Annotated in this window: 15 protein-coding genes; 4 read left to right on the plus strand and 11 right to left on the minus strand. The window is 45.7% G+C overall.

Annotation, left to right across the window (positions count from 1 at the left end):
* Positions 1-38: 38 nt before the first annotated feature.
* Both alaS and MHM99_RS06315 read right to left on the minus strand, forming a co-directional pair.
* Positions 39-2,636: an alanine--tRNA ligase gene (alaS, locus tag MHM99_RS06310; RefSeq protein ID WP_014948671.1), complete on the minus strand. Its 2,598-nt coding sequence runs from the start codon at positions 2,634-2,636 to the stop codon at positions 39-41.
* A 297-nt stretch (positions 2,637-2,933) separates the two neighbouring features.
* Positions 2,934-3,392 carry a regulatory protein RecX gene (locus MHM99_RS06315; RefSeq protein ID WP_168532394.1) on the minus strand — a complete coding sequence of 153 codons (459 nt, stop codon included), beginning with the start codon at positions 3,390-3,392 and terminating at the stop codon, positions 2,934-2,936.
* Between the two features lie 118 nt (positions 3,393-3,510).
* Here MHM99_RS06315 and MHM99_RS06320 point away from each other — a divergent pair, with 118 nt between their 5' ends.
* Both MHM99_RS06320 and MHM99_RS06325 read left to right on the plus strand, forming a co-directional pair.
* Positions 3,511-4,836 carry a GNAT family N-acetyltransferase gene (locus MHM99_RS06320; protein ID WP_168532396.1) on the plus strand — a complete coding sequence of 442 codons (1,326 nt, stop codon included), beginning with the start codon at positions 3,511-3,513 and terminating at the stop codon, positions 4,834-4,836.
* Positions 4,826-6,901: a M13 family metallopeptidase gene (locus MHM99_RS06325; RefSeq protein WP_168532398.1), complete on the plus strand. Its 2,076-nt coding sequence runs from the start codon at positions 4,826-4,828 to the stop codon at positions 6,899-6,901. The genes MHM99_RS06320 and MHM99_RS06325 overlap by 11 nt, the downstream gene beginning before the upstream one ends.
* A 228-nt stretch (positions 6,902-7,129) precedes the next feature.
* Here MHM99_RS06325 and betI read toward each other — a convergent pair whose 3' ends face one another.
* From betI to MHM99_RS06345, 4 genes are all read right to left on the minus strand, one after another.
* Positions 7,130-7,705: a transcriptional regulator BetI gene (gene betI, locus MHM99_RS06330; RefSeq protein ID WP_061485063.1), complete on the minus strand. Its 576-nt coding sequence runs from the start codon at positions 7,703-7,705 to the stop codon at positions 7,130-7,132.
* Between the two features lie 74 nt (positions 7,706-7,779).
* Positions 7,780-10,203, minus strand: a complete 2,424-nt coding sequence (locus tag MHM99_RS06335) for a TonB-dependent receptor (RefSeq protein ID WP_239218566.1) — start codon at positions 10,201-10,203, stop codon at positions 7,780-7,782.
* 253 nt (positions 10,204-10,456) lie between these two features.
* Positions 10,457-12,094: a SulP family inorganic anion transporter gene (locus tag MHM99_RS06340; protein ID WP_049587661.1), complete on the minus strand. Its 1,638-nt coding sequence runs from the start codon at positions 12,092-12,094 to the stop codon at positions 10,457-10,459.
* 11 nt (positions 12,095-12,105) lie between these two features.
* Positions 12,106-12,759 carry a carbonic anhydrase gene (locus MHM99_RS06345; protein WP_014948664.1) on the minus strand — a complete coding sequence of 218 codons (654 nt, stop codon included), beginning with the start codon at positions 12,757-12,759 and terminating at the stop codon, positions 12,106-12,108.
* Between the two features lie 158 nt (positions 12,760-12,917).
* On the opposite strand from MHM99_RS06345, the gene MHM99_RS06350 reads away from it, so the two are divergent.
* Together MHM99_RS06350 and MHM99_RS06355 are read left to right on the plus strand one after the other, a co-directional pair.
* Complete coding sequence (locus tag MHM99_RS06350) at positions 12,918-13,886, plus strand: hydrogen peroxide-inducible genes activator (RefSeq protein ID WP_014948663.1); 969 nt, start codon at positions 12,918-12,920, stop codon at positions 13,884-13,886.
* A 17-nt stretch (positions 13,887-13,903) separates the two neighbouring features.
* Complete coding sequence (locus MHM99_RS06355; RefSeq protein WP_039223024.1) at positions 13,904-14,791, plus strand: LysR family transcriptional regulator; 888 nt, start codon at positions 13,904-13,906, stop codon at positions 14,789-14,791.
* A 135-nt stretch (positions 14,792-14,926) separates the two neighbouring features.
* On the opposite strand, the gene MHM99_RS06360 is transcribed toward MHM99_RS06355, so the two are convergent.
* The 5 genes from MHM99_RS06360 to MHM99_RS06380 all read right to left on the minus strand — a co-directional run bounded on the left by MHM99_RS06360 (position 14,927) and on the right by MHM99_RS06380 (position 22,116).
* On the minus strand, positions 14,927-16,948 hold the full coding sequence (locus tag MHM99_RS06360; protein ID WP_239218568.1) for a methyl-accepting chemotaxis protein: 2,022 nt from the start codon (positions 16,946-16,948) through the stop codon (positions 14,927-14,929).
* A gap of 488 nt (positions 16,949-17,436) precedes the next feature.
* A complete protein-coding gene (locus tag MHM99_RS06365; RefSeq protein WP_039224887.1) occupies positions 17,437-17,721 on the minus strand; it encodes a pyrimidine/purine nucleoside phosphorylase in 285 nt (94 codons plus the stop codon).
* A gap of 79 nt (positions 17,722-17,800) precedes the next feature.
* The gene (locus MHM99_RS06370; protein WP_061485050.1) at positions 17,801-18,391 is read right to left on the minus strand and encodes a DUF938 domain-containing protein; all 591 of its coding nucleotides are present in this window, start codon (positions 18,389-18,391) and stop codon (positions 17,801-17,803) included.
* Positions 18,392-18,414: 23 nt separating this feature from the next.
* On the minus strand, positions 18,415-21,039 hold the full coding sequence (gene metH, locus MHM99_RS06375; protein ID WP_239218570.1) for a methionine synthase: 2,625 nt from the start codon (positions 21,037-21,039) through the stop codon (positions 18,415-18,417).
* A gap of 9 nt (positions 21,040-21,048) precedes the next feature.
* Complete coding sequence (locus tag MHM99_RS06380) at positions 21,049-22,116, minus strand: homocysteine S-methyltransferase family protein (protein ID WP_061094485.1); 1,068 nt, start codon at positions 22,114-22,116, stop codon at positions 21,049-21,051.
* Positions 22,117-22,119 lie beyond the last annotated feature (3 nt).

Raw genomic sequence — 22,119 nt, forward strand, 5'->3', positions numbered from 1 at the left:
GCGTCACTTCAAAAACTCACTGTTATACACAAAAATAATTATAGCTTATCTTGTAACCAAGCGTTAACCGAATCTAGCGCCTGGCCCAAGTTTTCAGGCTGGTCACCGCCTGCCTGTGCCATATCTGGACGACCGCCCCCTTTGCCACCTACTTGTGATGCAACAAAGTTAACTAGCTCGCCCGCTTTAACTTTACTAGTGAGGTTTTTAGTAACGCCAGCAATAAGATTCACTTTCGCGTCATTAGCCACACCTAATACTACGATCCCTTCACCAATTCGGTTTTTAATGTCATCCATCATTGAACGCAATGACTTCGCTTCAACACCTTCCAAATTCGCAATAAGAACTTTAACGCCATTTATCTCTACTGCATTACTAAGCATATCAGCACCTTGCTGACTCGCCAATTTTTGTTTCGCAGAATTGAGTGCTTTTTCTAGTTCTTTAGTCTGATTTTGTAGAGAAACTACGCGATCAAGTACATTTTGGCTGTCTGTTTTCAATAACGCAGACAATGAAGACAGTGTCGCTTGTTGGGTTTGCACGACTTCAAGTGCATGCTCGCCAGTAACTGCTTCGATACGTCGAACGCCCGATGCAATACCCGCTTCACTGGTAATTTTAAACAAGCCAATATCACCAGTACGTGTAACGTGAGTACCACCACATAGCTCAACAGAGAATGGCCCCATGGTTACCACGCGAACTTTTTCGTCGTACTTTTCACCAAATAGCGCCATTGCGCCTGATGCTTTGGCTTCATCCAAATCCATTAGTTCAGTTGCTAACGTGTGGTTTGCACGTATTTCTTGGTTAACTCGTCTTTCAATCTCAGCAAGTTGCTCAGCCGTTACTGCCTCAAAATGCGAGAAGTCAAAACGCATGCGCGGCGCTTCAACCAATGAACCTTTCTGAGTTACGTGCTCACCTAAAATTTCACGCAGTGCTGCATGAAGTAAATGCGTTGCGCTGTGGTTCTTTTTAATGGCTTCACGATTTGCTGCATCAATCGCTGCGGTTGCCGTATCACCTTTAGATACCGAACCTTTAGCAATACCTTTGTGTGCAAACGCATTACCCATTTTTTGGGTGTCAGTAACGATGAATTCACCGTTTGCCACGCGAAGCACACCTTTGTCACCTGCCTGACCACCGCTTTCAGCGTAGAACGGTGTGCTGTCTAATACCACAACGCCTTCTTGACCGTCTTCAAGCTTCTCAACAAACGCATTGTCGGCAATAAGTTCAACCACATTCGCCTGGCCTTCTACATCGGTGTACCCAGTAAATGAGGTTGTGTGGTCAATGGCGAGTTTACTATTGTAGTCTGCACCAAAGTTGCTAGCCTGCTGTGCACGGGCACGTTGTGCTTGCATAGCAGCTTCAAAACCTTCTTCGTCAATCTTAAGGTCGTGCTCACGCGCTACATCATTGGTTAAGTCAGTAGGGAAACCATAGGTGTCGTAAAGCTTGAACACTACGTCACCCGGCACTGTGTCGCCTTCTAGAGTTTCTAGTGTATCGTTTAGGATAGCCATACCACGGGCTAACGTTTTGCTAAACTGCTCTTCTTCAACACGTAGTACTTTTTCAATTACCGGTAGCTGGTCTACAAGTTCTGGATACGCTTCACCCATTTCTTTGGCAAGTGATGCTACAAGCTTATAGAAGAAAATATCGTTTGCGCCAAGTTGATAGCCGTGGCGGACAGCGCGACGAATAATGCGACGTAATACGTATCCGCGCCCTTCATTTGATGGCATAACGCCATCGCAAATTAAGAAGCTGCACGAACGAATGTGATCGGCGATGACCCGTAGCGATTTATTTTCTAAATCTTCGCTTCCAACAATTGATGCTGCTGATTTGATCAAGTTTTGGAAAAGGTCGATCTCGTAGTTGCTGTGCACGTTCTGCAAGATAGCGGAAATACGTTCTAGGCCCATACCGGTATCGATTGAAGGCTTAGGGAGTGGCTCCATGGTACCGTCAGCTTGTTTGTTAAACTGCATAAATACCAGGTTCCAAATTTCGATAAAGCGGTCGCCGTCTTCTTCTGGTGTTCCCGGAGGACCTCCCCAAATGTGCGCACCGTGATCGTAAAAGATTTCAGAACAAGGACCACATGGACCGGTATCGCCCATAGACCAGAAGTTATCTGACGTACTAATGCGAATAATCTTTTCTTTTGGAACACCAATATGGTTTTCCCAGATGTCGAAAGCTTCGTCATCTTCAGAATAAACGGTGACTAAGAGCTTTTCTTTTGGCAAACCAATTTCTTTGGTAAGGAAATTCCACGCAAACTCTATCGCTTCTTTTTTGAAATAATCGCCAAAGCTGAAATTACCCAGCATTTCAAAAAAGGTATGGTGACGCGCAGTGTAACCTACGTTCTCAAGGTCGTTATGCTTACCACCTGCGCGAACGCAGCGCTGTGACGATACCGCACGGGTATAGCTGCGTTTTTCCGCACCTAAAAAACAGTCTTTAAACTGGTTCATGCCCGCGTTAGTAAAAAGAAGTGTGGGATCATCTGCCGGAACCAGTGACGAGCTCGCCACCGCTTGGTGGCCATGGCTTTTAAAATAATCGATAAACTTGTTACGTAAGTCAGCAGTTGATAATGTCATTGAAAACCTAACTTCCTTTATTCTATTTTTGAAACGTGTGATTTGCCTGTTCTAATGAGCTTTATAATCGGGGCAGTTTGCGAATACGCAATACGCTTATCCTCGCTATAATTCTCTGGATAATTAAAATGCACACAAATTTGCGCAACAATACCATGGATAACGCAATTTTGTTAAGTGTAACGGGGAGAAGATAGGCCCAAATTTCACTTTAAGCAGACGAAAATAGCCAGTATTCATAAAACGAATCGCCAACGGCATCTATTTGTCGGTAAACATGAGCATAAATCAGCCGTTTTAGCTAGATTCGTTTGCGCTTACCGCATATTCAATGTGATCTTGGTAAAAGCCACGATATTGAAGAAATTGTTTCTGCTTTTGTCTCAACGCGAATTCGGTTTCATAAAAGTCGCCAAACTTTTTCTCTTTTACTTTTTTAGCACTTTCAAACCAGTCAGCGTCAATCTCTCTCATTGCGTGTTCTGCAGTACTTTCATCAACACCGTATTGCTGTAAGTCTAATTTAATCGCGCGGGGTCCCTTCCCTTTTAAGTACAGTGCGCGAGCTCGGCTTTCTGCAAATCTAGCATCGCTTTGGATATCAGCATCTTTGAATTCCCCCAGAATAGGCATGAAAGCATCACTCGCTATTCCCTTCTGCTGCAACTTTCGCATAATTTCGTTTAAGCTATGCTCTCGTCGTGCCAGCATGCGAGTAATCGCGTCGGTAATGATTTTTCGGTCGAACTCTGACATTTTTGTAAAATTACTCTTCTGTATTAAACGTAGAAACCGCGTTATTTTAGCGTTAATTACTCGTAGATTGCGACTATCTAACGTTTTACGCACTTAACCTCTACATGATGTAAACTGCATGACAGCATCCAACTATCGCATAACAATAATAGATTCGATTGAACAGTTCTCTAAAGAGCGCTGGCAATACCTCGCGAAAGAAGCGGGTCCCTTTGTTTCTTATGAATTTTTACATGCGCTAGAACGCAGCGGCTCGTGCAGCAATGAATCTGGGTGGCAGCCTTGCCATATCGCTATAGCGAGAGGTAAGCATGAGGCTGCAAATCTTGTTATTCCTGGCTACCTGAAAACTCATAGCTACGGTGAATACGTGTTCGACCACGCGTGGGCTAATGCTTATGCACAGCACGGTCTCGACTATTATCCTAAGTGGATATCGGCCATCCCCTTCACCCCCGTAACAGGTTCTAGACTACTTTCTGATGGGCAAATTGTGCTTACTCCGGCGCTTTTAAGTGAACTGGAAAATACACTGACAGCGTATGTAGAGTCCGTATTTGGTGAGGCTTTATCTTCTTTTCATTGGCTATTTCCCAATGAAAGCACCTCGGCTCAACTCATTGGTAAAGGCGAGTCTGAGGCTAGTGAGTTAACCGATGATTTGCCTAATGACCAATTCAAAGTTCAACCCAGTATTCCCAACCACTACCTGACCCGATACGCAGTTCAGTTTCAGTGGCATAACTACGGTTATGGTGATTTCGACGATTTTCTTAACGCGCTTACCTCCCGCAAAAGAAAAGATATCAAGAAAAGTCGACGTAAACTGAACGAGCAAGGCGTCCGCTTTACCCATCATACCGGCAATGAGATTAGTCCAGAGACACTGCAGTTTTTCACAAAGTGTTACAAAGCAACCTATTTAAAACGAAGCGGTCACGTGGGATATTTGAATGATGCGTTCTTTGAACAGCTTGTCGAGAGCATGAGCGAGAACATGCTTATAGTTACGGCAGTAGAGAATGAGGTAGCAGTAGCCAGCGCCCTCTTTTTCTACGATGAGACAGGACTGTATGGAAGATACTGGGGAGCACAGAAAGAAATAGACGGGCTACATTTTGCCTGCTGTTATTTTGAAGGCATTGAATTTGCCATTGAGAAAAAGCTATCGCTTTTTAATCCCGGCACCCAAGGTGAACATAAAATACTTCGAGGCTTCGAGCCCATTTATTGCCGTTCTCATCACAAATTACAACATCCGTCGTTTCACACTGCTGTAGCAGACTTTTTACAGCGAGAAACGCCACATATCGCAAGCTATTTTAATCAGGCACGGAATGCTTTACCGTTTAACAAGGAATTTATGCCTACTTTAAAAACAACGAGTGTCACTGCATCTAACGACGACACTTATAATCACAACGAGAAAAACGATGAAATATAAACTTCTTGCCGTAGCGATTGCGGCATCTTTGGGACTTGCTGGTTGCGGTCAGCCTGAAAAAGCCCAAGAACAAACTAGCAATGTTGAAGCGCCAGAAATGAAGGGCGAAGCGGAACTAGGCTCTTTTGGCGTAGACTTAACCGCTCGCAATGAAGCGGTAAAACCTGGTGATGACTTCTTCATGTACGCGAGCGGTACATGGTACGACAACTACGAGCTGCCCGCTGACAAAACTCGCTACGGCGCGTTTACGGGTCTTGCAGAGCGTAGTGAAGAGCAAGTTAAAAACATCATTGATGGGCTAATGGAAAAGTCTTCGCTGAATGCAGAAGAGAAGCTTGTTCACGACTTTTTCGTTGCTTACATGGATACCGATACCATCAACGAAAAAGGTATTGAGCCGATTAAAGACGTACTAACCTCTATTGATAGCATTGAGAATAGAACTGACCTAACCAAAGCGTTTGGTAATAGCTGGTTGGTAGGTTCAAGCACACCAATTTACGGTGGCATGTGGTACAACCGTCTTGACCCGAACGAATACCAGTTAAGTGTTGGCGTAGGTGGTTTGGGTCTTCCTGATCGCGATTACTACCTGAGCGATAGCGAACGTTTTGTTAAGATTCGTGAAGCTTACGTAGCACACATCGAGCAAATGCTTAATTTTGCAGGCGAAGAAAACGCAGCCGAAAAAGCAGCAAACATTCTTGCTCTTGAAACACAAATTGCAGAAATTCAGTGGCCTCGCGAAAAACGCCGTGACCGCGACCTTACACTTAATCAAATTGAGCGTAGCAAACTGTCTGACGAATACCCTGGCTTTGATTGGGACACGTATTTTGCTCAAACCGGTTATAAAGTGCCTGAGCTGAATATTACACAGCCTGAGCCAGTAAAAGACGTTATTAAGATTATTAACGAAGCTGACTTAGCCGATTGGAAGTCGTATTTGAAATATCACACTATTTCAAACAATGCGGATTTCCTTTCTGAAGATATCTACCTAGCCAACTTTGACTTCTTTGGTCGTACACTAAGCGGCCAGCAAGAGCCTCGTCCTCGTTGGAAACGCGCAGTGAGCCAAATGTCTGGTACTGAGTCACTGGGTTTTGCTATAGGCAAGATTTACGTAAACGAATACTTCCCAGAAAGCTCAAAAGAGCAGATGGCAGAGCTGGTTGAAAACTTGCGTACAGCACTAGGTGAGCGTATTGAAAACCTAGACTGGATGAGCGAAGAAACCAAGGTAAATGCCAAAGAAAAGCTAATGGCATTTAACCCTAAAATTGGCTACCCAGACGAATGGCAGTCTTTCGACGGCGTAACCATCAGCGACAAAGACTTAGTAGGCAATGTTCGAAACCTACGCACATTCTTCCAAGACCAATCGGTAGAACGTGAGCTAGAGAAAACGGATCGCAATCGCTGGGGTATGACACCGCAGCGCGTTAACGCCTACTACAATAGCTCGTTCAACGAAATTGTATTCCCAGCGGCTATTTTGCAACCACCATTCTTTGATCCAAACGCCGACGCAGCAGTTAACTACGGTGCAATCGGTGCGGTAATTGGTCACGAAATGGGACATGGTTTTGACGATCAAGGCTCGAAGTCAGATGCAAACGGTATTCAGCGCAACTGGTGGACCGATGCTGACCGCGCAGCGTTTGAAGAAAAAGCGGATATGCTAGCCGAGCAATACAGCCAGTACGAGCCTATCGAAGGTAACTTCGTAAATGGTCGCAACAGCTTGGGTGAAAACATTGGTGACGTGGGTGGTCTAGCCATGGCTTACCACGCCTACAAACTTAGCCTTAACGGCAAAGAAGCGCCGGTAATTGACGGCCTAACAGGCGATCAGCGTTTCTTCCTTGCATGGGCACAAGTGTGGAAAGAAAAACGCACTGAAGAAAGCATGCTGAATCAACTTCGCGCAGGTACACACGCGCCAGGTCGTTATCGTGCACAAGCACCAAGAAACCATGATGCATGGTATGAAGCGTTTGATGTGAAACCAGGTGATGCACTTTATCTTGCGCCAGAAGAGCGCGTAAGAATTTGGTAACTCATTGAGTTAAGCACTTAGTGAGCACATGCTAGCTTCTCGCGCCGGGTAGCGATTTGTATCTGGCGCCAGCTAATACCAGTCCGCATAGCTCATTTAGAAAGTGTATATAATTAAAAAGGGCGGTTCGACTTGTCTCGAACCGCCCTTTTTATTTTTCTAATCAGTATTCGCTCGGTGGTACTTATACGCCAGCCCCGAGTACTTGTTTAACTTCCGTTTGCTTATTTATCTTCCGTATTGGGCAACTAAATCGCGAACGTATTGCTTGCAACGGGCTACAGCTTCTGAAAAATCACCGTTACCCACACTGCCCATGGAATAACGAAGCCAATACCCATCAATTAATGCAGCGGTAGACGCAGCGGCGTTTTTGACCTGCTCAGGTTTAAGTAGCTTGCGGTAACTAAACGCTAAATTACGCTCTAAGCGTTTGTGGTTAATACACTGCAAACGATGCAAGCCTTTGTTGTGTAGTGACAACGCCCAGAAGTTAAACCAGGTATTGGTGGCGGAACTCGCCCCTTGCGTTTGTGAAAAGTTATTTTCAATAATGAAATCAATCCGCTCTAGGGGATCGTCAATACGCTGCGTGATTTTTAGCGCATCGAGAAGGTGGCGCATCGTTGCTTCAATTAAACCTTGCTTGTCACCAAAATAGTGACTGATTATCCCTGAAGAAAGCCCAGCTCTTTTGCTAATTAAGCTAATCGTTGTACCGTGATAGCCAACTTCTGCCATCACTTCTAGCGTTGCTTCTATTAATTGCTTCTTGCGAACTGGCTCCATTCCCACCTTGGGCATGCTATAACTCCAAACCTTAAATCTAAAAAAATAACCTGCGACAGCACAATGCCGCCGCAGGCATGATATCACGATTAAAAGGTTAAGCGTGCGTTGACTGCAACAGCGCGAGGTGCGCCAATCCAAAATGCGCCTGGTGCAATGGTAGACGCATAGTCTTCATCAAACAGGTTGTTTACTGTTAAACGCACTTCTAGCTCTTCAGCACCTGAACCAATGTTTTCGATAAAGCCGCCAATATAGAAGTCGCTAACGATATAGTCATCAACTTGTGCTGCATTATCAATATCCAGGTAGCGGCTATCAACGTACTTGGTAGACAGGCCTGCAAAGTAGTTATCGCGTGCCCAATCAAGGCTAATTACCGCCATAGTGTCAGGCGTACCGATAACCGTATTACCTTCAATAGCTACCAGTGACACTTCTGGGTTTTCAGGATCAGCGATGGCTGCCAGCGCATCGTCAAGTGTATCGTATTGCGTACCTGAACTACCTATCGTCGCAACATATTCTGACTCGCTTAAGGTAATAGAAGTGAACAACGAGAACTCTTCGGTTAGCATAATGTCTGCTGAAATTTCAAAACCGCTAGACTCAATACCGCCCACGTTTTTGTATCCACCCGCGGCTGCTTCAAGAAAGTCTATACCCTCTGAGGTTTCGTTACTGGTAAATTGAATACGGTCGTTAAACTCAATATTGTAGTAGGTCACGCTGGCATTGAAACCAGGTGAAGAGTAGCGGAAACCTACGTCAATGTTGTCAGCGGTTTCTGGCTTTATAAAGCGAAGGTCAGTATCGTTGCGCTCTAGTTGTGCATCTTTGATTGCCGCAAAGTTCTCACCGTAACCTGCGAAAACTTCCACTCCTTCAATGGGTAAAGGTGCAACGATACCGGCTGAGAATAAGCTATCTGAGTCAGTATTCACCGCTAAGTTGTTGGCTGAATCAAAGTTGTCCGTTTTCTCGATATCTACGTTAAACTTCTTGGCACCAGCGCGAATGCGGGCAAAGCCTAGATCAAGCTCATCTTCCACATAGTACATCAAGGTATCAACTGGGAAGGTTCTGTCGTACTGCACCCAGTAAGGCACGTTGTCATAATCGACGCTAATAGACGAGTTGGTAATTTTATGCCAATCGCGAGACTCGCCACGCTCATAGTCTTCCCACCAAATACCAAAACGTACGGTATTATCAAAATCACCAATTTTGGTGTACCACACAGCATCAGCATTAATGCCAAAACGCTCTTTATCATAATGGGTGTGACGATATGAGCCCACGGGAATAGCGCCTTGCGCATGACAGCCTGGGTCATATTCTGCACCTGCACCACCATAAGGGAAGGTCAGTGAGCTTTGACACCCCTCAATAGGGCTTAGCTGGTTGCCTTGTCTATCAACAAAGTAGATTTGTCCCAGCTCCTCTCCACCGAATACCGTATTTCCAACAATAAGCTCTGAGTGCCCTTCTGCTCCGTCATCAGTGATATCAACAATATAGGGTGGAACCCATTCGCCGCGTCCTTCATTGTCGTGATAATACACGTTAGTCATAAAATCGACCTGGCCAATAGTAAAGTCAGCCTGTAAATAAGCGAAAAGGTTTTCGCGTAGGGTAGACCAACCTCGACGATACGCCTGATCTTGATAAGGCACGCCTGTCCACTCGTCAGTTAACTGGTCCCAATCTGGATTTTGCTCATATTGCGCCAGCCCGTATATGCGCTGGTAGTTATCTTCGTGGGTATCGTCGTAAGACAGGTAACCTGTAAGAGACACGTCGTTAACGGTAGAGATAAACTTCATGGCTAAATGATCACGGGTGTTCTCTGCTGCCTGCTGCATAAAGTCAGAACTTTCTTGACTTGAAAGGCTTATCCACGCGTAAGTATCTTTAAAGATTTCGCCTGTTTCGTAGCGTACATAATATTTTGACGCATCAAATGAACCCGCAGTCACACTGGTTATTAAGCCCTGCTCCGCAGACGGGTTAATGGTGGTGAAATTCAGTGTGCCGCCCAAGGCTTCGTGTGAACGGGAAGCGATATCCGCCGTACCCTGAGAAACTTCAACGCCTTTTACGTTTTCGGTATCAATATAGCGATTCGCTTTCGCGCCACCACCGTAATTCGAGTTACCGTTGGCGATGCCATTTACCGTCATGCCAATTTGCTGCTCGTTTAGGTTTACTTGAAAGCCACGAATAACAATAGACGTTGACCAGTCATCAGCCCCAAAGGTATCACCTTCGTTAATAAGCACACCCGGCAGGTTATCAACCGCGGCTAACACACTGCTAAGATTAGCCTGTTGTTTAAACATATCGTCGCTTGTTGCGTTATTCGCGTAAGAAACGCTTCGCCCAACAACGGTAATTTCTTCTATGCGCTCTTCGTCAGCACGCTCTGCTTCCTCTGCCCACGCCACTGTAGGTGTAGTCATAGACGAAAGTGCTGCAAGTACAGCTAACGAGAGTTTATTGTGTGTTTTCATGTGTTTCCCAAAGTAGTTGTGTAATGTTTACTCACTACTCTAGGGAGGAATTGTTACAGTAGCGTTAAGTTTAATTGAACAATCAATTAATAAAACATTTTCCATGTTTGTTTATTCAATGACATCCAAGTAAACACGCATCAGCTATAAACTGCCCCAGAAATTTAGCAAAGAAATCTTTGCCTAACAGACACAAAAAAGCCCTCACTAAGGAGGGCCAAAAGGGAAAGGTTTATCTTACCTTGATATTACTTCACGACTGCGTTGCGGCTTGAAAACGGGTGTTTTTGCTTTCAGTCCCGGCTACTTGCTTTTCTGCGTAAAGCAAGGCGTCGTGTAGCGTGTCAAAGTTGGGGATCCCTGGGTGCGCTTCGTTTACGCCCTCAAGCACCTTATTGACTTCTGCATTAGCACCACAAATAACCAGCTGACGACCTGCCGCTAGTGCATCTGAGGTAACTGTATCAACTGCCATCGCAGCAGAAACATCCATAAGTGGAACGCGCGAGAAATCTAAAATGGTGACTTTAGAACCCGGTTTCACACGCTCACGAACGTGGTGGCCCAAATCGGCAGCCGCACCAAAGCTTAGTGGCCCGCCAAAACTAAAGATTGATACTTTGTCTTTAAGAGATTCCAATAGCTCATTTTCTTTAGGGTCGTTTAACGACTCAGGGATTTTCTTAAGCTCTTCAATTTGCAGCTGTGCGATTTGCTTAACGTAAGCTAATGCTGCGAATACCACGCCAACACCAACTGCTGTGATCAGATCTACAAATACCGTTAGCGCAAGCACCATAATCATGAGGCCGAAGTCCCAACGGGGGCCTTTGTGAGCGCGCTTCAAGTAACTCCAGTCGATGATATCTAAGCCAACTTTAACCAAGATACCAGCAAGAACTGCGTGAGGAATTTGCGCTGCTAGCGGGCTAAGACCTAACACAATTGCTAGAAGAACTAGTGCGTGTACCATACCTGAAATGTTGTACTTACCACCGCTACGGATATTTACAACAGTACGCATCGTTGCGCCTGCTCCTGCGATACCGCCGATAAGACCAGCAAATGTATTACCAATACCTTGGCCGATTAGCTCTTTGTTACTATCGTGACGGGTACGCGTCATGTTATCAGCAACAAGAGATGTAAGTAGACTATCGATGGCTCCCAGCACAGCTAGAATAAACGCGGCTTCAAGAATAAGCAGTGCTTTGCTTTGGTCAAATACTGGAAGGTGAAGGCTAGGTAAACCCGTCGGGATATCACCAAGAATTGGCACAGACAACGCTAAACTTACAAGCGTGCCAATGATAAGTGCAGCCAGTGCACCAGGCACATACTTGCCTAGTTGCGGTGGCCATTTGTAGGCAATAACCAAGGTACCAAGGCCTAACGCCAAGGTTGCAAAATCAATATCGGCAAGCGCGGTTGGCAAGTATGTCAATGCGCCGATTGTTCCACCTGGAGGCTCATGGCCCAGTAAGCGGCCGATTTGAAGAATAATGATGATTGCACCGATGCCCGACATAAAGCCCGATATTACCGGGTAAGGCACTAGGCGAATGTATTGACCAATACCAAGGACACCAAAAACAATCTGGAATATACCGGCCAATATCACCGCTGTGAATATAAGGCTGGTGTCGCCCGATAGACTTGCGAACAAGCCTGCAAGAACAACAACCATAGGCCCCGTTGGACCAGAAATCTGTGCTGGTGTACCACCGAAAAGTGCGGCAAAAAAGCCAACCGCAATAGCACCGTACAGACCCGCCATTGGACCTAAGCCTGACGCGACACCAAGTGCAAGCGCCAGTGGTAAAGCAACGATACCGGCTGTTAAACCGCCGGTAAAATCGCCTCGTAGGTTTGAAAGGTTAATTTTTACCATCGTTATAGACCTTATTCACCGCGAGCAAGTTGTGCTTCGGCAGTAGACTCGTCCATTACATCAAATTCACCAGACTCAGTGTTGTAGTAAAGCACTTCACCTGAACCAATGTTATATACCCATCCGTGAAGCTTAACCTGACCTGTTGCAATTTTTGCAGCAACAGCAGGGTGAGTACGAAGGTGCTGAATTTGCTGAACAACGTTCTCTTTCGTTACCGCTTCTAGATCGTCAATAGAAAGGTCTGAATGGCCACAGCGCTCTTTAACAACTTCAGTTGCAACACGGCAATGACCTAGCCACTCTTTTACATGCGGAAGCGCACTTAAGCCTTCAGGGTTGATGGCGCCTTTCATTGCACCACAGTCAGTATGGCCACAAATAACAATGTGAGAAACGCCCAGTGCAGCAACTGCAAACTCAATAGACGCTGTCATGCCACCAGTTTGGTTGCTGTGAGGAGGTACGATGTTGCCCGCATTACGGCAGATAAATAGTTCACCCGGATCAGTTTGTGTTACTAAGTTCGGGTCGATACGTGAATCAGAGCACGTAATGAAAAGCACTTCAGGGTTCTGCCCAGTAGCTAGTTTTTGAAACGTAGCTTTTTTGTTTGGGTAAACTTCTTTCTGGAATTTGGCAACACCTGAGATAACGTGATCCATATATAACTCCCAATTTTTTAATAATTGTAATGATTATGTAATTACGCCAGTTTCACCTGATAGATTAATAGTTTAATATACTAACTCGCGATAGCTAAATACTATCACTGCTTACGTAACACTACCTATAAGCATAGTAAGAGAGAGCCATTTTCACCATGCAGTTCAACGGAAAGACCCCGTCAATTAACCAAATCCGCTATTTTGTTGCAGTGGCTAAATACCTAAGCTTCAGGCAAGCAGCGGGAATACTGGGAATTAGTCAGCCTACTCTGACCAGTCAGATCAGTGCGCTAGAAAACCTCTTAGGGCTAACGCTTTTTGAACGATCACGCACGGGAACGCTGTTATCTCCCCAAGGTAAAGCCTTGCTTGATGCAGCGGAAGAGGTGCTGCAGGCCTCTCAACGGTTCAGCGAAATTGCACGAGACTTGTCCGAGGGTGAAGTTGTAACCTACCGGTTAGGGATACCGCCAACACTAGGGCCTTATTTACTTCCCTTTGTGCTACCAGATCTGCACAAACGGAAGCCCGGCTTGCGTTTCTATGTTCGAGAAGGCGCCCCTAACGCATTGCAACACGGTCTACTGCGTGGTGAATATGACCTAATTCTTTCCCCACTTTCGGGCGAAAACTCTCAATTGATCACGCAACCACTCTTCAAAGAGCCTTTAAAATTCGTTACGCCTTCTGATCACAAATTGTCAGGAAAAGCCTATGTTAAGCCAGAAGAAATAAGCGGCGAGAAAGTGTTAACACTCGAAGACCGACATCACTTTCATCATCAAGTGCAGCGCATTTGCGATGAGATTGGGGCAGATTTACAGCGTGATTATGAGGGCACCAGCCTCGATACTTTGCGTCAAATGGTGGTAATGGGCATGGGTGTAGCGTTCCTACCAGGGCTTTATATTCATTCTGAGTTGCACAAGCCTGAAGCGTTACACGTGTGTGAGATTGCCGATATGCCTATTGAGCGTCAGCACTCATTAGCGTGGAGAAACACTGCGCCTGGACGAAAGACCTTTAGAGAAATATCAATTATCATAAAAGAGATAATTGAAACTCGCCTGTCGGACGCCGTGACTATAGTCAGTGCTGCCCCAAGCCCTCTTCAAAAACGTTAAACTGGTTGTAATTTATTATGATTGATAGACAACATTTACGAATAGTAAGAGCGATAGATGCTGAAGGCACGATGACAGAAGCGGCAAAATCGCTTTTTCTAACCCAGTCAGCGTTAAGCCACGCAATGAAAAAGTTGGAAGCCCATTTTGACGTACCGCTTTGGAAAAAAGACGGCAGAAGACTCACGCTGACTCAGGCGGGTCAGAGTGTATTGGGCTTAGCTCACCGAGTTTTACCCCAGTTTGAGCATACTGAAGCCCAATTACGCAGATTCGCCGATGGTAAACAGGGCATATTACGTATTGGGATGGAGTGCTACCCGTGTTTTGAATGGTTGCTCAAGGTAGTGGCGCCTTTTTTGAAAGCCTTTCCAGATGTTGATGTAGATGTACGCCGCGCGTTCTCTTTTGGCGGTTTACAAGCCCTTCACGGGTACGATATTGATATATTGCTCACGCCAGACCCTCTTTCACTTGAAACCATTACCTACACGCCAGTGTTCGAATATGAACAAGTGTTGGTAATGGATAAGCACCACCCTTTGGCAGAGAAACCATTTGTTACACCGAAAGACTTAAGCAATGAGACCCTTATCACCTACCCCGTAGAACTCAGTCGACTGGACGTATTCACGCATTTTCTTACTCCTGCCAATTGCACAGTGAGGCAACATAAAACGATTGAAACCACAGAGATCATCTTACAAATGGTAGCAGCGGGACGTGGTGTTACTGCGCTACCTAAATGGTTAATTGATGAATCAAAAGAAAGCGATCTCCTGACTTGTCGGTCGCTTGGTGAACAAGGCGTATCAAAAACGCTGTACTTGGGTCATAGAAAAGCGCAGGACGTATTGGGGTTTGTAGATGATTTCATTGCCCTTTCGCAAACGCACAAGCCATAGGTTTTCCAAACTTTATTTCGGAAACTTATGTCAAACTAAGGAATAGAACAACTCGCTTGCCAACAATGTTGGCAAGCGAAAACGCTCTAATTAAAGACTATTGCGCATTATGCGCGGTTAACGGTATGAATGGCGCTAAATTTTAAACTGCCCCACCAATTCTTTTAAGTCACCAGAAACGGCACTTAACTGCGTAGCTTCCACAGCTAACTCTTCTGCATGCTGACTAGTTTTATCACTTAAACCAGTGATAGCTACGAGCGACTTATTAATATCTTGCGCCACCTCCGTTTGCTGCTCGGTCGCAAGTGCTATGTGAGTACTTTGCTCGTGAACCAAACCTATAGACTGGGTAATGTCTTTAAGCGTTTCGACCACTTTCTCTGTTTTATCGACACCAGATTGAGAACGGGTTTGTCCTTCCTGCATAACACTGTTGGTCTGCTCAGACATTGCCTGCAATCGCTCTACCATTTTTCGTATATCAGTCGTCGATTCTTGTGTACGACTTGCTAATGAGCGAACTTCATCTGCAACAACGGCAAAGCCGCGCCCCTGTTCACCGGCTCTCGCCGCTTCAATGGCTGCGTTTAATGCCAGTAAATTAGTTTGTTCAGCTATGCTGTTAATTACATCGACTACAGCACCGATGCTATCTGACTCTTTGCTCAATCCGCCCACAACTTCAACACCCTGACTGATGGCGTCAGCCAGCGCGCGAATTTCCCTCATGGCATCTTGCACTTGCTCACTGCCGGCTTGTACCAATTCATCTGCTTTAGTCGCAGCGTCACTGGACTGTGCCGCATTTTTAGAAATTTCAACGACGGTAGCAGCCATCTGCGTGACTGCCGTAGACACATTGTCCACCTGACTACGCTCTTGGTTAATTTCCTTGCTAGTCGCGTGACTCACATCTCGAAGGTGATCCGCTGCATCAGAAACAGCCTTAGTGTTAGCGGCAGTATCCTTTAGCAATGATCTTAGTTTATCAGTAAAGGTATTAAACTCTATGGCTAGCGCACCGATTTCGTCGTTACTCTTAACTTCCAGATGCTTGGTTAAGTCGCCGTCGCCATGCGCTATTTCCGCCATTGCGTTGCGCATTTCGACCAAAGGCTGAGTGACTTTAGCACTCGCAAAATAAGTAATAAGCGCTATTAATCCAATAATCACAAAGGCGACGATAATTGCCGTAGTAATTGCATTATTTATAGGGCTATCAATGATGCTTGCAGGGATAAGAATGCCCAGCGACCAATTCATTTGTGGGTTAGTTAACTGAGCGTGCTCAAAAACCGCAACATAGTCTTCCCCCTTCCAGGTTACGTGCACAATACCAGATTCATTAGCCGCTATATTACTTGCCAACTTGCCAAACCCTTCAGTGCTATCAAACACGCTGTCAAAGTTGCGAATAGAGGAGCTTAGTGGCAACGCTTTGCTCTGTTTTGGAAAGTAAACAATGTTTTGGTTTTCATCGAGTAAAAACGCCGTGCCTTGTTCTTCATAACGAATGGCATCTATGACCTTACCCACCGTGCTAATAAGAATATCGACACCGCCAACGCCTAGTAACGCTCCATTTTTGTATATCGGGGTTTGTACTACTGCAGATACGCTTCCATCTTGGGAATCGACAGCAGGAGGCGTTACATATAGCTTTCCTTTTTCAACGGCAGTAGTAAACCACGGACGCTTAGTTGCAAAGTAACCGGCGTTAGGATTACCAGCATCAGGACCCGAAGTGTCTACGCCGACTCGGCCCTCTTCATAGAAGTATTCACCCGTCTTAGCTGAACCAAAGAACGCCGATTTAATAATGGGATCTTGGCTGCTGATGCCCTCAAATGTGGCATAGATATCTTTGGATTGAGCCAGTTGGCTTTCGGGCGCCCCTCGCGTGTTATGGCGCGTAAAAAAATCTTGTAGAAAAGGACTACTTAGGAATGCTCTAGCAACGCCGCCATAGGTTGCGAAGAAGCCTTCAACGTCATTAGCCTCACGTGCAACTAAGGATTTAAGCTCTTTTTCTACGCGACTGCGGGTGTTATCTGCAACGGTATTGACTAAGAAAAACGCCGTAATGAGTAACATCAAAGCTATGCTACCGCCAACGATAAGCATGAACTTTTTTTGGAGTGATATGGATTTCATTTGTACTTCTCATTGTTTACTAAACGCCACAACGTGTGAAAAGTGTATTCCAGCACTAGGGCCTCTTGACCTTTGTTGTACATTTTTGCAGCGGTCTTTGTGCCATCTAGACAAGGCGGATGTTTGACGGTTTCGTGGTTCTAAGTCGAAAACATTCAACGCAGTATAGATGGCACAAAGGCGCTGCCCGAAGGGGTCGTTATGGAAGCCTTTTACTCTTTGTCACAGCCCTTTAACTTAGCCCACTAGGCTTGCAGGACTGTTTCGCGATTAAAAGGCTTCCATTTAGACCAAAATTCGTACATCAAAGGTCAACAGGCCCTGATAATTCGCACACATTTCAGGTTTAGTTTTATTAGTATAAAAGCGCAAGTGAGCCAAGCTCGCTTGCACTTCTAATACTTTGAGATATACAGAGAAATTTTACAACCTCTGAAAGTCAATTCTACGAAAGTTCAAATACAGAGTGAATTAAACGCTTTTAAGAATTAGCTGTAAAAGCAAAGATAAGCGGTAGGCGTAGACACTTTTACGTCAAAAGAAGCATCGGCGGGTACATTAAAGCTGCTGCCTGTAGCAAAAGATTGCCATTCGTCACTTCCCGGAAGCTTCACAACTAGCTCACCTTCAACCACTTTCATTAGCTCTTTTTGTGATGTAGAAAATGTATATTCACCCGGCGACATCACGCCCGAGGTGCAGGGGCCGTTTGCAGATTCAAACCCAATCGAGCTCACTTTATTGTCGAAATAATGGTTTACTTTAAAGCTCATAGTTACTCCTTTGATGTGAGTGCTGACTTTCTTTGCTTTAACTGTTTTTAAAGCAAAGTGCTGCAGCCTTGATACTTCTTTAGCGTTTTTGCCAAATAAGCATATGGTTATTGGCGGGCATGTCGATTATTTCTTGCAAGCTTAACTCGCCTGCCCAAGCAGTAAGCTCATTGATATCGCGGTAGCCACCATAACCACGCGCTAAAAGCGAAGTATGGAAGGCTTGGTTACTTTCAGAAGTAAACTTACCACTATGTGTAAAAGGGCCATACTGACAGAATACGCCCCCTTTGGGTAAGTGCAACGCTACTGATTCCATGAGTAGCTTCGCCTCTTCTTTTTGCATGATATGCGCGGTGTTTGCCGTAAAAATCCCGTCTATGTCGAGGTTGGGAAAGTCATCTTGCCCAACGGTAAATGCTATGGGAGGTTTCACATTCCCCGTATTTGAATCACTCAGCCACGCGGCAATGCCTTCGTGATAGTGTGGTTGGTCGCTTGTGTGCCAAATAAGATGGGGCAAATGCTCAGCCAAAAATACGGCGTGCTGACCTGTTCCACTCCCTATCTCTAATACCTGTCGGCAATTGGCAAATTTACGTTCAAGCACGCTCAAAATGGCGCGCTTGTTGTTCTCACAAGCCTGACTAAAAGGCTTTTCGATTTGCATACACGTTACCTGCCTAATCAGCATTAATCACTTAAGTTTGGACCCAACCACTTTTCAGCTTCTTCCAAGGTCCAGCCTTTACGTGTGGCGTAATCCTCTACTTGGTCGGCTTGAATTTTGGCGACAGCAAAGTATTTGGCATCAGGGTGAGCAAAATACCAACCCGATACTGACGCCCCCGGCCACATGGCGTAACTTTCCGTAAGCTTCATACCTGTATGCTGCTCTGCTGACAATAAATCCCAAATAAGCTGCTTTTCGGTGTGTTCTGGACACGCAGCGTAGCCTGGTGCCGGTCTAATGCCCTGATATTTTTCGCGGATAAGTTCTTCGTTACTCAGTGATTCGTTAGCGGCGTAGCCCCAATAGTGCTTACGCACTTGCTTGTGCAGATATTCCGCAAACGCTTCGGCAAGCCTGTCTGCCACCGCTTTAACCATAATACCGTTGTAGTCATCGCCAGTCTGAATATAGCTATCAGCAAGCTCGTCTTCACCTATACCGCCGGTGACGGCAAAAGCGCCCACATAATCATTTATGCCACTCGACTTTTCAGCTACAAAGTCTGCTAAACAATAATTAGCGAATTTGTCTTTTAGGGTTTGCTGACGCAAGTGATGGGCAACACCTTGAATCTGGTTTCTCGACTCATCGGTATAAACTTCAACATCGTCATTAACGCGATTGGCAGGAAACAAGCCGATAACGCCTTTCGCCTGAAGGCTGTTCTCTTCGATAATTTTATCCAGCATGGCGTTGGCGTCGTTAAACAGTGACTGTGCTTGCTCTCCCACCACCTCATCTTCAAGTATACGTGGGTACTTGCCTGCTAACGACCAAGTTAAGAAGAAAGGTGTCCAGTCGATGTAGTTACGCAGGTTAGCCAAATCGGCGGTTACCGGTGTTACACCCAGGCTCGCAGGTTTTACTGGCAAAGTCGTAAAATCTGGCCTAAAAGCGTTTTCTCTGGCCTGTTCTAACGTCACCGGCTTGCTGCGCGGCTTCTTACGGGCGTGCTGTTCGCGTACCGTATCGTATTCTTTTGCCAGTTCCTGCGCGTAAATATCGCGAGACGCTTTGTTTAAAAGACGCTGGCACACGCCTACTGCTCTACTTGCGTTTGGAACATAAGCCACAGGTGCATGATAATTTTGTTCAATTTTTACCGCAGTGTGCGCTTTAGACGTCGTCGCCCCGCCAATAAGAAGCGGAATATCAAAGCCCTGACGCTCCATTTCTTTAGCTACGTGAACCATCTCATCAAGTGATGGTGTAATTAGGCCCGACAGGCCTATCATATCAACGTTTTCATCTTTAGCGGTTTGTAAGATTGTCGCCGCTGGCACCATTACGCCAAGATCAATCACTTCAAAGTTATTGCACTGAAGTACCACGCCTACGATATTTTTACCGATATCGTGAACATCGCCCTTTACCGTGGCTAATAGAATTTTACCGTTGCTTTTCGCATCGTCTGACTTTTCTTCTTCAATGTATGGCTGTAAATGGGCTACCGCCTTTTTCATTACACGGGCCGACTTTACTACCTGAGGAAGAAACATTTTTCCTTCGCCGAACAAATCCCCTACTACGTTCATGCCGTCCATTAACGGCCCTTCAATAACATGTAACGGACGCTCAGCTTGTTGACGCGCTTCTTCAGTATCTTCAATGATGTAATCGGTAATGCCTTTAACAAGCGCATGCTCTAAGCGCTTATTCACTTCTTGCTCGCGCCAGGATAAATCTTCCTTTGCGGCCGCTTTACCGTCTCCTTGATAGTTCGGTGCAATATCGAGTAAGCGTTCAGTAGCATCACTTCTGCGGTTTAAAATCACGTCTTCAACCGCATCGCGCAATTCAGCGGGTATTTCGTCATATACCTCTAGCTGACCTGCATTCACAATAGCCATATCCATACCGGCTCGAATAGCGTGATATAGGAATACCGAGTGCATAGCTTCGCGAACCGGATTGTTCCCTCTGAACGAGAATGAAATATTAGAAAGGCCACCAGAAATATGTGAGTACGGACAGGTTTTACGTATCTCGCGGGTCGCTTCAATAAAATCAACCGCGTAGTTATCGTGCTCTTCAATACCCGTCGCTACTGCGAAAATGTTAGGGTCAAAAATAATATCTTCAGGTGGAAAGCCGACTTCTTCTGTCAGCAGCTTGTAGCTACGCTGACAAATTTCTACTTTTCGAGCTTGTGTATCGGCCTGGCCGGTCTCGTCAAACGCCATCACTACGGTTGCTGCACCATAACGCTTTATTAGCTTGGCTTGGTTTAAGAAGAGCTCTTCCCCTTCTTTTAAGCTAATAGAGTTAACAATCGCTTTGCCCTGTACACACTTAAGTCCTGCTTCGATAACATCCCATTTAGACGAATCGATCATAATAGGTACGCGGCTAATATCAGGCTCAGAGGCGATTAGGTTCAAAAAGGTGATCATGGCCTGCTTAGAATCAAGCATGGCCTCATCCATATTGATATCGATGATCTGCGCGCCGTTCTCTACTTGTTGCCTTGCGACATCAAGTGCAGTTTCATAATCACCTTCAAGAATAAGTCGTTTAAAACGAGCGGAGCCTGTTACATTGGTACGCTCACCGATATTAATAAATGTAGAAAATTCTGCGCTCATAATGCCCTCCTAGTGTACAAACGGCTCTAGGCCTGACAAACGCATTTTGGGTTCGAACTGTGGCACTTTTCTTGGCGCAATTCCATTGACCGCGTTAGCAATATCGCGAATGTGTTCCGGCGTACTGCCGCAGCAGCCACCTACAATATTCACTAGCCCAGACTGCGCCCATTCTTTGATGTGCTCGGCCATTTCAGGGCCTTCCATGTCGTATTCACCAAACTCGTTGGGTAAACCAGCGTTAGGGTGCGCTGAAATTAAGCACTCACTAACAGTAGCAACTTCATCTACGTATTGGCGCAGTAAGTCTGGTCCAAGAGCACAGTTTAAGCCGAATGAGAATGGACTGATGTGTCGCATGGAATAATAAAACGCTTCCGCGGTTTGACCAGACAGCGTGCGCCCTGAGGCATCGGTAATCGTGCCAGACACCATAACGGGCAGCAATATACCCAGCTTTTCAAAAACCGACTCTACCGCATAGGCTGCCGCTTTCGCATTAAGTGTATCGAAGATGGTTTCGAGCATGATTAAATCTGCACCGCCTTCAATGAGCGCTTCGGTAGACTCGCTATACGCTTCCACGAGTTCGTCAAAAGTAACATTGCGTTTGCCTGGGTCGTTAACGTCAGGCGAAATTGAAGCAGTGCGATTTGTTGGGCCAAGTACACCTGCCACGAAACGGGGTTTGTCTGGTGTCTTTGCTGTGAACTCATCGGCAGCTTTACGCGCCAATTTAGCTGCAGCTAAATTAATATCACGGGATTGAGCCTGCATATCGTAATCGGCCATAGCGATAGTCGTAGCATTAAACGTATTCGTTTCAATAATGTCCGCGCCAGCTTCAAAGTAATCACAGTGAATTTGATAGATGATATCGGGCTGGGTAAGAACCAGCAAATCGTTGTTACCCTTAACATCGCAGTGCCAGTCGGCAAACTGTGTTCCGCGATAATCTTCTTCTTCTAACTTATGGCGCTGGATCATGGTGCCCATGGCGCCATCTAATATAAGGATGCGCTTTTTAGCGGCTTCTGTAAGCGTTGCTTGCGCGCTAGAATTTGGTCTTTGGCTCACGTG

Source organism: Alteromonas sp. MmMcT2-2, assembly GCF_022348305.1.
GTDB lineage: Bacteria > Pseudomonadota > Gammaproteobacteria > Enterobacterales > Alteromonadaceae > Alteromonas > Alteromonas macleodii.